Below are 11,088 nucleotides of genomic sequence, written 5' to 3'. Positions count from 1 at the left end.
ATTAAAATTTATGATATAACAGATTTCACTGGCGCAAACGATAACCGGTGGATGGGGGTAGCACCATGTGTTTGAATCGCAGCCAGGTGCTCTTTCGTTCCGTACCCTTTATGTTTTTCAAATTGATACTCAGGATACTTACGCCCGTACTCTTCCATCATCTGATCCCTTGTCACCTTCGCAATACATGCACCTGCTGCAATGGATGCACTTTTTGCATCTCCTTTGATGATCTTCTCTTGGTGAGTAGAAAGCGGGAGTGTCATGGCATCTATGAGTAGATAATCAGGTGTATGAGTTAACTGCTCTACAGCTCTTACCATCGCCAGTCTTGATGCTTCATAAATATTGATTTCATCAATCGTAGCCGCATCAACAATGCCGATTCCGATATCAAGTGCTTCTTTTTGAATTAAATCATAATAAGCCAATCTTTTTTTCTCAGATAATTGCTTTGAGTCGTTTAAACCGAGCAGGACGGTATTTTCCTTTAATATAACGGCTGCTGCCACAACTGGGCCGGCAAGCGGTCCTCTTCCTGCTTCATCTATTCCAGCAATACATGTGTATCCCTGCGCCTTTGCTTTGTTTTCAAATTGCAGCATGTCATCCCATGCCGCGCGAAGTGCTTGCTGCTTTTCTCTCTCTTTGTGCCACTTTTCTATCAGTTTTTGGACACTTTTTCTCGTATCATCTTTCACAAGCTCGCGAATGTAGGACTCGTCTCCTGCATGCTTTTCTATAAGTTCTTTTATTTGTTTCACCGTGTACATAGGCTTTTTCGCAGCCTCCTTCTTTATATCGGCAGTTTTTCGCAAAAAATAAAGACCCGCATGAGCTGCGTGTCTTTTAGCTTTCAGGCTTCTCAAAAGTGAGGGGACCAAATTTTTCTGTTCGAATATCCCGAATAATGATTTCGGTGGTTTTGTCATAGTTTATGAATCCCCCGCTCATTAGACAGCCGCGCTTAGTGCCAATTGCATCAAACAGCTCAACCGTATCTTCAGGTATCTCCGCTAGGTCATAGCGTTTTTTTAATCGCTCTGGGTAATTCTCTTCTAGAAAACGAAGGGCATACACAGCGACATCCTGTAAATTGATGATCGAATCTTTGATCGCTCCAGTCACCGCAAGTCTGAGTCCTACTTGCTCATCTTCAAACTTCGGCCAGAGGATTCCAGGGGTATCGAGCAGTTCTAGTTCTTTCCCTACCTTTACCCATTGCTGTGATGTCGTAATCCCAGGCCGGTCTCCTGTTTTGGCAATGTTCTTTTTTGCTAAACGATTGATTAAGGTCGATTTGCCGACGTTGGGAATCCCGATAATCAGTGCTCGAATGGCACGTGGTTTGACGCCTTTTGCTTTCATGCGGTCGAATTTTTCTTTTAAAATTTCTTTTGAAGTCGTGATGATCTGATTTAACCCTTGTCCATCGACAGAGTTAATGGCAAGTGACCGAACGCCTTGCTGCTCAAAATGCGCCTGCCACTCCTTTGTCATACGAGGATCTGCTTTATCTGCTTTGTTTAAGAGCATGATTTTGGGTTTGTTTTGAAGGATTTCTTCGATCATTGGGTTTCTAGAGGACATCGGAATTCTTGCATCGGTTAATTCAAATACGATGTCGATGAGCTTTAATTTTTCTGTGACTTCACGTCTTGCTTTTGCCATATGGCCTGGAAACCATTGAATCGTCATATGTGCACCTTCTTTCTTCTACCATTATCTTTATACATTGTACAAAAAAAGAGCCTGTTACAGGTAACAAGCTCTTTCCTTTGATATCATTATCGTCTGATTTCTTTGATACGAGCCGCTTTACCGCGAAGTTCACGTAGGTAGTAAAGTTTCGCACGACGTACCTTACCGTGACGTACAACTTCGATCTTAGCGATTTTTGGTGTGTGTACAGGGAATGTACGCTCAACGCCTACACCGTAAGAGATCTTACGAACTGTGAAAGTTTCGCTGATTCCACCACCACGACGCTTAATTACAACACCTTCAAAGATCTGGATACGCTCACGAGTACCCTCGACAACTTTAACGTGTACACGTAAAGTGTCACCAGGACGGAACGCAGGAAGATCAGTGCGTAATTGTTCTTTTGTGATTTCTTCAATCAAATGTTGCATCGTTTTCAACTCCTTCCAACAGATGCTCATGTCCTCTTTCTTCATTGCAGCGGAACATCGTTTTCAAACTTGGATCAGCAAGCCGTCCAAGTCACAAGTAGTATCATACCATACCTCTATGCCGTGTGCAATACAATCTAGTCATTATGAAGCTGCCAAAGCCATCTTTTTTCTTCATCCGTTAATGTTTTGCAAGAATCGATCAAATCTGGTCTTCTTGTATAGGTTCGCTTCAAGGATTCTTTGCGCCGCCACTCTTCAATTTTGGCATGATTTCCAGAGAGAAGCACGTCCGGCACTTTTAGTCCTTTATAATCAGCTGGCCTTGTATAGTGCGGGTGCTCAAGCAGACCTGTACTGAATGAATCTTCGATGTGAGACGCTTCTTTTCCAAGCACATGAGGCAAAAGCCTGACCACACTGTCTGCAATCATCATCGCTGGCAGCTCTCCGCCTGTGAGGACGAAATCTCCGATTGAGATCTCATCTGTGACAAGATGCTCCCTGATGCGCTCATCGTAGCCTTCATAGTGGCCGCAAATGAACATAAGATGCTCTTCTTTTGCAAGTTCTTCTGCTTTCTTTTGTGTATACCTTTCCCCTTGAGGACAGACAAGAATGATTCGTGGTTTCGTGCTTGCTTTTTTCGTTAAATCTTCTACCGCATCAAATACGGGCTGCGCTTTCAGTACCATACCAGCACCGCCGCCATACGGATAGTCATCCACTGTTTTATGCTTATGATCCGAATACTCTCTAAAATTGACGACTTGAAATGAGACAGCTTCTTTCTCCTGTGCTTTTTTTAAGATCGATGAGTGAAGCACACCTTCGAACATTTCAGGAAAAAGGGTTAAGAAATCGATTTTCATTCGTCAATAAGTCCTTCCATCACTTCAATGTGTACGGTTTTGGATGAGATATCGATCTTTTTGACGACAGATGGTATATATGGAATGAGGGCATCTTTTTTGCCTTTTCTTCCAACCACCCACACATCATTTGCCCCTGGCGTAAGGATTTCTTTGATTTGGCCGATCAGCTTGTCCTCTTCATCGTATACTTCACAGCCAATGATTTGGTGGAAATAAAATTCTCCTTCGTCTAATGACCCAAGATGTTCTTTTTCTACCTTTAAGATTGATTCTTTCAAATGCTCTGCTTCATTTAATGAGTTGATTTCTTCAAATGTGAGCAAATCAAACTGTTTGTGCTGGCGATGTGATGCGACAGTCACTTTCAGCGGCTCGCTTTGACCTTGCTTAAAAATATAGAGGACGCTTCCCTTTTTGTAGCGCTCTTCTGGGAAATCCGTCTTTGACACGACGCGTACTTCTCCGCGCACTCCGTGTGTATTGACGATCTTTCCAACATTCAACCATTCTAGCTCCATGTTCTCAATCACCCCTGACGTATTTCCACAATGGTGCCGTCTTTCACGACGATGACATTATCTTGCATCTTGTCATCCCATTTATCACCTATTTTCACTTCAACCAATGCATCCACTTCTGTTTCTTTCATTTCACTTCCAAGCGGCAAAATATGCAGCTGCTCTACTTGAAAATCAATTTGCCGGATCTTCTCTTGCCTTTTATCGATCGCTTTTTGAAATTGAGGGATGGCTTCTTGCTGATGTGGTTCTTTTTCATGTTTTTTTAGTTGAAAATATAGTTGATTGCATTCACGTTCTAGTCTTTCTTTTTTCTCCAAAAAAGTCGTTAACAGTTTGTCCTTACTGCTTTCAGTTAATACTTGCATCACGGTGACATGTTGAATGATCTGCATCTTCCTTTTTGTCCCCCTATCCGAAGGCATTTGTCCTCTACAGTATAACGAAAAATAGATTTAAACGTGTAAAAAAAGGGGAGGTCCTAAGCCCTCTCCCTTTTTAGTCAGCAATCTCAAGTTGAACTTTCTTAGAAGACTCTGCACTTGCTGCAAAAATGACTGTTCGTATCGCTTTTGCTGTACGTCCCTGCTTTCCGATCACTTTTCCGGTATCTTCAGCATTGACAGACAGTGTGTAAATCACCTGCTCATCTTTTTCTAATGAAGATACGTGAATATCTTCAGGGAAATCAACAAGTGGCTCGACGATGGACACAATCAATTCTTCCAAGGACAGCTCATTCATTATTTGCTGTTTTTCGCATTATGAAATTTTTCAAGAATTCCTTGGCTTGAGAAAAGGTTGCGAACTGTATCAGATGGTTTCGCACCATTTTGAAGCCATTTAAGCGCTAATTCTTCGTTGATTTTCACCTCAGCTGGTGATACCACTGGGTTGTAAGTTCCAACTGTTTCGATGAAACGACCGTCACGTGGTGAACGAGAATCTGCTACAACAATACGATAGAAAGGAGATTTTTTTGCTCCCATACGTTTTAAACGAATTTTTACTGCCATTTTACTAGCACCTCCGAAAATATTTCAACAAGATAGTATATTAACAATGATAAAAGGGTTTGTAAAGTGTTTTTTCTTAACAACGGTTTTATCATGTATAACCAATTACATAAATGGTAATTTAAAGCCCTTTTTCTTTCCTTTGGACATGTTGGTCATTTGCTTCATCATCTTTTTCATTTCATCAAATTGCTTTAAAAGGCGATTGACTTCCTGTACAGATGTTCCGCTTCCTTTTGCAATCCGTTTTCTGCGGCTTGCATTGATGACCTCTGGCTGTTCTTTTTCCTTGGTCGTCATTGATTTAATGATCGCTTCAATATGATTGAGCTGCTTTTCGTCTACTTGGACGTTTTTGAGCCCTTTCATTTTACCGGCTCCCGGCATCATTTGGATCAGTTCATCAAGAGGACCCATATTCCGAACTTGGCCAAGCTGCTCGAGGAAATCATCGAGCGTGAAGCTCATTGTCCGCATTTTTTGCTCAAGCTCTTTCGCTTTATCTTGGTCGACGTTTGCCTGTGCTTTTTCAATCAGCGTGAGCACATCTCCCATGCCAAGAATTCTTGATGCCATCCGCTCTGGATGGAATGGTTCAATCGCGTCAAGCTTTTCTCCTAGCGCAGCGAATTTAATCGGCGTGTTGGTGACAGCTCGAATAGAAAGTGCTGCACCGCCTCTTGTATCACCGTCTAGTTTTGTGAGAACGACACCCGTTAAACCAAGCTGTTCATTAAAGCTTTTTGCGACATTGACAGCATCTTGACCTGTCATAGAGTCAACAACTAGGAAAATTTCTTCTGGATTCGCTACTTCTTTTACTTTCTGAAGTTCATCCATTAATTCTTCATCGATATGAAGACGTCCTGCTGTATCTAAAATGACATAATCATGGTGTTCTTCTTTCGCTTTTTCAATTGCCTGTTTGGCAATTTCGACAGGGCTGACTTGATCACCTAATGAAAACACCGGCATATCAAGCTGTTTCCCGAGCGTTTGAAGCTGCTGGATTGCTGCTGGTCGGTAAATATCAGCAGCTACCATCATCGGCTTGCGATTATGTTTTTTGCGAAGTAAATTGGCAAGCTTCCCAGTTGTGGTTGTTTTACCTGCCCCTTGAAGACCAACCATCATAATGACGGTCGGAGATTTTTTCGCTACAGCGATCTTACTCTCTTCTCCGCCCATTAATTCAGTGAGTTCTTCTTTTACAACTTTAATGACCTGCTGTCCAGGGGTAAGGCTTTTCATGACCTCTTGTCCAACTGCCCGCTCACTTACTTTTTTCACAAAGTCTTTGACTACTTTAAAATTGACGTCAGCTTCAAGAAGGGCAAGGCGTACCTCGCGCATCATTTCTTTTACATCTTGCTCTGACACTTTTCCTTTGCCGCGGATTTTTGAAATCGTCTGCTGCAGTCGGTCGGCTAATCCTTCAAATGCCATACTGTGCCGCCTCCTAATCTAATTTCTCAAGCGATTCAATTAAAGCTTCTGCTTCTTCTGTTTGCGCAGAATCAGCTACAAGCTCTCTCATTTTTTTGAGAAGTTCTTTACGCTCTTTAAATTTCTTAAACAAGAGCAGCTTTTCTTCATATTGTTCAAGCATCGCTTCAGTCCGTTTAATATTATCATAAACAGCCTGCCTTGATACTTCATATTCATCCGCAATTTCACCGAGGGAAAAATCGTCTAGGTAGTAAAGCGACATGTAGCTCTTTTGCTTTGCGGTCAACAACGATTGATAGAAGTCAAACAAGTAGTTCATTCTCGTTGTTTTTTCAAGCGTCATGGGCTCTCTCCCCTTTGTTAAGTTCATTCCCTTTACATCAACTAAGTTTACACGGTTCTCTTCTGTGTGTCAAGTTTTTATCTTGTCACTTCATGAAGCGGCGTATAAATAAAAATGCCAGCAGTTTCGCCGGCATTTTTTTGTTAGTCTTGTTGATCAATTACGTCTGAGAATAATCCATACACATACGATTCTGCATCAAACTCTTGCAGATCGTCCACCTTTTCACCTAAACCGACAAGCTTCACGGGAATGTTCAGCTCATTTCGAATCGCAAGAACAATTCCGCCTTTTGCAGTACCGTCAAGCTTTGTTAAAGCAATTCCTGTGACATTTGTCGCTTTAGAAAATTCCTTGGCTTGTGCCATGGCGTTTTGACCCGTTGTCGCATCAAGAGCGAGCAATACTTCATGAGGTGCATCTGGAACCTCGCGCTCAATGACTCTCTTGACCTTCTCCAGCTCTTTCATCAAGTTGACTTTGTTTTGAAGTCTTCCTGCTGTATCGCAGATGAGGACATCCGCATTTTTCGCTTTTGCTGATTGAACGGCATCATAGATCACCGCTGCTGGATCAGAGCCTGCTGTTTGTTTGACGACAGGAACACCTGAACGCTCTCCCCACACTTCAAGCTGCTCGATCGCACCGGCACGGAACGTATCACCTGCTGCTAAAATGACGGATTTCCCTTCATTTTTCAGCTTGTTTGCTAGCTTTCCGATCGTCGTTGTTTTCCCAACACCGTTGACGCCTACAAATAAAATGATATTCAAACGCCCGTCTTCAATGTTCAGTGCAGAGATTTGTTCCTCTCCGCTATTGTAGATATCAACCAGTTTTTCAGAAATGACCGCTTGTACTTCGCTTGGGTCTTGAATGTTTCTTAATTTCACTTCTTTTTTCAGCTCATCAATCAGTTCCATCACAGTTGTGAAACCGACATCAGCGCCGATCAGAACCTCTTCCAGCTCTTCAAAAAAGTCTTCGTCGACTTTGCGGTAACGGGAAATCAGTTCATTTACTTTTCCTTGGAAGGAGTTTCTCGTTTTTTCGAGTCCATCTTTAAACTTTTCTGATACTGAATCGGTTTGCTGCGTAAATTTTTCTTTTAATTTCTTAAAAAAGCTCATTGGTTCAAAAACCTCCTTTAATTACTGGACAAGCTCTTTCGTTTCTTCTAGTTTGACAGATACAAGCTTAGAAACACCTGATTCCTGCATCGTCACGCCGTAGAGCACATCGGCTTCTTCCATTGTTCCCTTGCGGTGCGTAATGACAATGAACTGTGTTTCCTGGCTGTATTTCTTTAAATATTGCGCAAAACGGAAAACATTTGCTTCATCAAGCGCCGCTTCTACCTCATCTAACACGCAGAATGGAACAGGTCTCACTTTTAAAATAGAGAATAGTAAAGCGATCGCTGTTAAGGCTCTCTCTCCGCCTGAAAGAAGGCTTAAGTTTTGCAGTTTTTTCCCTGGCGGCTGCGCGACAATATCAACGCCAGAGTTGAGTAAATCATTTGGATCTGTCAGCTTAAGATCTGCTCTTCCACCGCCAAATAATGCTTGGAAAACAGATTCAAAGTGACCGCGGATTTGAGAGAATGTCTCAGAGAAACGCTTTGTCATCTCTTGATCCATTTCTTCGATGACTTGGAATAATGTATTTTTCGCTTCTGTCAGATCATTTCGCTGTTCTGTTAAGAAGAGATAGCGTTCATTCACACGTTCATACTCGTCAATGCTGCCTAAGTTTACGGTTCCAAGCTCTTCAATGGCTAGTTTGATCAGCTTCACTCGTTTTCTTGCTTCATCTGGCGATAACGTCAACTGATACATCTCTTTTGCTCCTTCAAATGAAAGAGCATATTCATCGTTCAAATAAGCGATCAGGTTATCGAGCTCGACTTCCATACGGCCAAGCTTAATCTCTTCATCTTTTAAGCTTGTGGTGAGCTGCTTATACAAACGTTTTTGTTCTTTAAGCTCACGTTCAGCAAATTCTAATGTTTCAGAAAGAGCGAGACGCTGCTTACGACGCTCTGAAATGAGGGCGGTTGTTTTGTTTTTGTTTTCCAGCTTCTCTTTCGCCGCTTCTTCCAGCTGTTCGGCTCCGCTTGAACTAGATGACATTTCACTTGTTAAGAGTGACAGATCTTCTTTTGTTTCCATCAGCGTCTGTTCCGCTTCTTCTAATTCAGCCATTAAGCTCGAAAGCTTTTCTTGTTCATTCGCTAAGGACTGCTCTTTTTTGGCAAGCGAGATTTTCAGCTCTGTTAATTCAGCTGAAATGGCTTCCTTCGTTGAGCTTTGCGTCTGCTTACGCTTTGTTAATGTATTGATCTCTTGATCAAGAGCCGTCAATTTTTCACCTATAGAGGTTTCAAGAGCGACCTGCTTTTTGTCCTTATCCGCGAGTTCAGTAGAACGCTGCTGCAACTCTTCTTTTTCTTGATCATAGAGCTCAAGATGAGCATTGATATTTTTTTCTGCAACTTGCAGTTCGTATAGCTTCCCTTTGAGATCTTGCTGCTTTTCACGAAGCGTTTCGCCGCGCTGACGCAGTTCGTTTAATTGGCTTTCGTTTACTCCGATTAGTTGCTTCGTTTCTTTTGTTTCTTTTTCAAGGATCGTTGTTTTCTCTTCCATTTCAACGAGCTGCTTTGTTAACGTTTCGATCTCCCGGTTTCTTGATAGAAGAGAGTTGTTCTTTTTCTTTACGCCGCCACCAGTCATTGAACCGCCAGGGTTTACGACATCTCCATCAAGGGTCACGATGCGGTAACGATGTCCAAGCATTTTCGCCAGTTCATTGGCGCCTTTTAAGTCTCTAACGATCAGCACAGTTCCAAGCAAGTTCTGAATCACCTTTTGATACTTTTCGTCAAAGGAAACGAGGTGACTCGCTACGCCGATAAATGCAGCATGCTGCTCTGCTGTTTGAACATCTCTGAGCTGAATGGTTCTTTCTTTGATCACGTTCATTGGCAGGAAGGTTGCACGTCCAAAGGAGTGCTGCTTTAAGTATCCAATCGCTTGTCTCGCAGCTGCTTCATTTTCTGTAACGACGTGCTGCGTGGCTGCACCCAGCGCAATTTCAATCGCTGTCTCATACTGCTGATCCGTTTGAATCAGCTCTGCAATGGCACCATGAATACCGCCTAACCGCTCTTTTGCCTTTAAGACCTCTTTCACTCCTTGGAAAAAGCCTGAGAAGTCTTCCTGCATGGATTCAAGCATCTCTTTTTTGGATTTTGCCTGCTGTACGTATTGATAGGCTTGGTAAAGAGCCGTTTCTTTTTTCTCGTATTGACGTCTCATTTGCTCAAGTTTTTGTTCTGCTTCTCTAAAGCGTTTGACTTGAGCCAGAATGTCTTCTTCCAGTGCTGAAAGCTGCTGCTCAGCTTCTGTTTTCTTTTCTTTAACAGACACTCGTTCTTCGATATGTTTTTGGTTATTTTGCGTCAGCCGCTCTAGCTGAATCGCCGCCTGGCGCTGCTGTTCTTCTAGTAGTTTACGTTCATTACGGATGGAAGCCTGTTCATTGAGCAGATCAAAATAATCGCTTTTCAGCTGTTCAATTTGACCTTCCACATCTTCACTATGAAGCGACAGTTGATGCTGCTTTGTTTTCACTTCATCTTTTAGCTGGTGCACTTCTTTTTGCAGGCTGTCCCGCGCGATTTTCTGCTGCTCAATCTTTTCGGTTAACAGCGACTGCTTTTCAGTTAAACGAACGAGCGTTTCTTCAAGCTGTCCTTGGTTTGCGGCCGCATTTTTTTTCCGTTCTTTTAGCACTTCTTTTTTTCCTTCAAGCTTTTCTAATTCTTCACTTGTGAAAAGAAGAACTTCTTGCAGGTCATTAATTGATTCGTCAAGCGCTTGAATGCGGTCTCTCGACTCTTCAATTTTGGCTTCTTTTGCTTGGATATCTGTAGACTGCTTCATTTCATCTTGTTTGAAGCGCTCGACTGCTTCACCAAGTGTTGTCCATTTTTCATGAAGTGCTTCGATGTCATGGACAGTTAGGGCAATTTCGACATTTTCAAGCTCTTCTTTTTTTTGCAAATAGTCCTTTGCAATGGATGCTTGCATTCTTAATGGTTCTACTTGATCTTCTAGTTCATGCAGAATATCTTCTACTCGGTTTAAGTTGTCCTGCGTTTCAAACAGTTTATTCTCGGCTTTTTTCTTTCTTGTTTTATATTTCAAAACGCCAGCCGCTTCTTCAAAAATACTTCTTCTCTCTTCTGCCTTGCTTGATAGAATTTCCTCTACCTTTCCTTGGCTGATGATTGAAAAAGCTTCCTTTCCAAGACCTGAATCCATGAAAAGATCAATAATATCCTTTAAGCGGACAGATTGATTGTTTATGAGAAATTCACTTTCGCCTGAACGATAAACCCTTCTTGTCACACTGACTTCATGAAAATCGATCGGTAAAAAGTGATCTTCGTTATCTAACGTTAAAGTCACCTCTGCTAGATTGACTCTTTTTCTTGAGTCACTTCCTGCAAAAATGATATCTTCCATTTTTCCTCCGCGGAGGCTTTTCGCTGATTGTTCTCCAAGTACCCAGCGGATGGCATCGGTAATATTACTTTTGCCGCTTCCGTTTGGTCCAACAACAGCTGTGACCCCTTTAACAAAGTCCACTGTCACTCGCTGTGCAAATGATTTGAATCCTATCACGTCTAAACGTTTGAGGAACATGAGAGTGATCCTCCTTATGTATTTAAAGTACTATCATCTT

At 42.2% G+C, this 11,088-nt stretch carries 12 protein-coding genes; all 12 read right to left on the bottom strand.

The window, feature by feature from the left end:
* Nucleotides 1-8: 8 nt before the first annotated feature.
* The 12 genes from MHI23_RS07845 to smc all read right to left on the bottom strand — a co-directional run bounded on the left by MHI23_RS07845 (nt 9) and on the right by smc (nt 11,048).
* Complete coding sequence (locus MHI23_RS07845; RefSeq protein WP_024426970.1) at nt 9-773, bottom strand: ribonuclease HII; 765 nt, start codon at nt 771-773, stop codon at nt 9-11.
* 76 nt (nt 774-849) lie between these two features.
* The gene (gene ylqF, locus MHI23_RS07840; RefSeq protein ID WP_024424188.1) at nt 850-1,698 is read right to left on the bottom strand and encodes a ribosome biogenesis GTPase YlqF; all 849 of its coding nucleotides are present in this window, start codon (nt 1,696-1,698) and stop codon (nt 850-852) included.
* Nucleotides 1,699-1,787: 89 nt separating this feature from the next.
* Nucleotides 1,788-2,135 carry a 50S ribosomal protein L19 gene (gene rplS, locus MHI23_RS07835; protein ID WP_008354510.1) on the bottom strand — a complete coding sequence of 116 codons (348 nt, stop codon included), beginning with the start codon at nt 2,133-2,135 and terminating at the stop codon, nt 1,788-1,790.
* A gap of 137 nt (nt 2,136-2,272) precedes the next feature.
* Nucleotides 2,273-3,007 (bottom strand): tRNA (guanosine(37)-N1)-methyltransferase TrmD, encoded by a 735-nt coding sequence (gene trmD, locus MHI23_RS07830; protein ID WP_024424189.1) that lies wholly within the window; start codon nt 3,005-3,007, stop codon nt 2,273-2,275.
* Nucleotides 3,004-3,528 (bottom strand): ribosome maturation factor RimM, encoded by a 525-nt coding sequence (gene rimM / locus MHI23_RS07825; protein ID WP_024424190.1) that lies wholly within the window; start codon nt 3,526-3,528, stop codon nt 3,004-3,006. Before rimM ends, trmD begins: the two co-directional genes overlap by 4 nt.
* 8 nt (nt 3,529-3,536) lie before the next feature.
* Entirely contained in the window at nt 3,537-3,923 is a 387-nt protein-coding gene (locus tag MHI23_RS07820; RefSeq protein WP_024424191.1) for a YlqD family protein, read from the bottom strand.
* Nucleotides 3,924-4,026: 103 nt separating this feature from the next.
* Complete coding sequence (locus MHI23_RS07815) at nt 4,027-4,272, bottom strand: KH domain-containing protein (RefSeq protein WP_024424192.1); 246 nt, start codon at nt 4,270-4,272, stop codon at nt 4,027-4,029.
* Nucleotides 4,272-4,544: a 30S ribosomal protein S16 gene (gene rpsP / locus MHI23_RS07810; protein ID WP_008344841.1), complete on the bottom strand. Its 273-nt coding sequence runs from the start codon at nt 4,542-4,544 to the stop codon at nt 4,272-4,274. The genes MHI23_RS07815 and rpsP overlap by 1 nt, the downstream gene beginning before the upstream one ends.
* 105 nt (nt 4,545-4,649) lie before the next feature.
* Nucleotides 4,650-5,990, bottom strand: a complete 1,341-nt coding sequence (gene ffh, locus MHI23_RS07805; RefSeq protein ID WP_024424193.1) for a signal recognition particle protein — start codon at nt 5,988-5,990, stop codon at nt 4,650-4,652.
* Between the two features lie 13 nt (nt 5,991-6,003).
* A complete protein-coding gene (locus MHI23_RS07800; RefSeq protein ID WP_012009935.1) occupies nt 6,004-6,336 on the bottom strand; it encodes a putative DNA-binding protein in 333 nt (110 codons plus the stop codon).
* Nucleotides 6,337-6,479: 143 nt separating this feature from the next.
* On the bottom strand, nt 6,480-7,466 hold the full coding sequence (ftsY, locus tag MHI23_RS07795; protein ID WP_024424194.1) for a signal recognition particle-docking protein FtsY: 987 nt from the start codon (nt 7,464-7,466) through the stop codon (nt 6,480-6,482).
* Nucleotides 7,467-7,487: 21 nt separating this feature from the next.
* On the bottom strand, nt 7,488-11,048 hold the full coding sequence (gene smc / locus MHI23_RS07790; protein WP_342492422.1) for a chromosome segregation protein SMC: 3,561 nt from the start codon (nt 11,046-11,048) through the stop codon (nt 7,488-7,490).
* Nucleotides 11,049-11,088: the final 40 nt, after the last annotated feature.

Source organism: Bacillus sp. FSL M7-0003, from assembly GCF_038628485.1.
GTDB lineage: Bacteria > Bacillota > Bacilli > Bacillales > Bacillaceae > Bacillus > Bacillus safensis.
The sequence above is the reverse complement of the archived record's forward strand: the minus strand, read 5'-3'. Positions and strand labels throughout refer to the sequence as shown.

Bases quoted from the DNA above. Each gene is read 5' to 3' on its own strand.
- rpsP (WP_008344841.1), bottom strand. From the start codon at position 4,544: ATGGCAGTAAAAATTCGTTTAAAACGTATGGGAGCAAAAAAATCTCCT.
- MHI23_RS07815 (WP_024424192.1), bottom strand. From the start codon at position 4,272: ATGAATGAGCTGTCCTTGGAAGAATTGATTGTGTCCATCGTCGAGCCA.
- trmD (WP_024424189.1), bottom strand. From the start codon at position 3,007: ATGAAAATCGATTTCTTAACCCTTTTTCCTGAAATGTTCGAAGGTGTG.
- ftsY (WP_024424194.1), bottom strand. From the start codon at position 7,466: ATGAGCTTTTTTAAGAAATTAAAAGAAAAATTTACGCAGCAAACCGAT.
- rimM (WP_024424190.1), bottom strand. From the start codon at position 3,528: ATGGAGCTAGAATGGTTGAATGTTGGAAAGATCGTCAATACACACGGA.
- smc (WP_342492422.1), bottom strand. From the start codon at position 11,048: ATGTTCCTCAAACGTTTAGACGTGATAGGATTCAAATCATTTGCACAG.
- rplS (WP_008354510.1), bottom strand. From the start codon at position 2,135: ATGCAACATTTGATTGAAGAAATCACAAAAGAACAATTACGCACTGAT.
- ffh (WP_024424193.1), bottom strand. From the start codon at position 5,990: ATGGCATTTGAAGGATTAGCCGACCGACTGCAGCAGACGATTTCAAAA.
- MHI23_RS07845 (WP_024426970.1), bottom strand. From the start codon at position 773: ATGTACACGGTGAAACAAATAAAAGAACTTATAGAAAAGCATGCAGGA.
- ylqF (WP_024424188.1), bottom strand. From the start codon at position 1,698: ATGACGATTCAATGGTTTCCAGGCCATATGGCAAAAGCAAGACGTGAA.
- MHI23_RS07820 (WP_024424191.1), bottom strand. From the start codon at position 3,923: ATGCAGATCATTCAACATGTCACCGTGATGCAAGTATTAACTGAAAGC.
- MHI23_RS07800 (WP_012009935.1), bottom strand. From the start codon at position 6,336: ATGACGCTTGAAAAAACAACGAGAATGAACTACTTGTTTGACTTCTAT.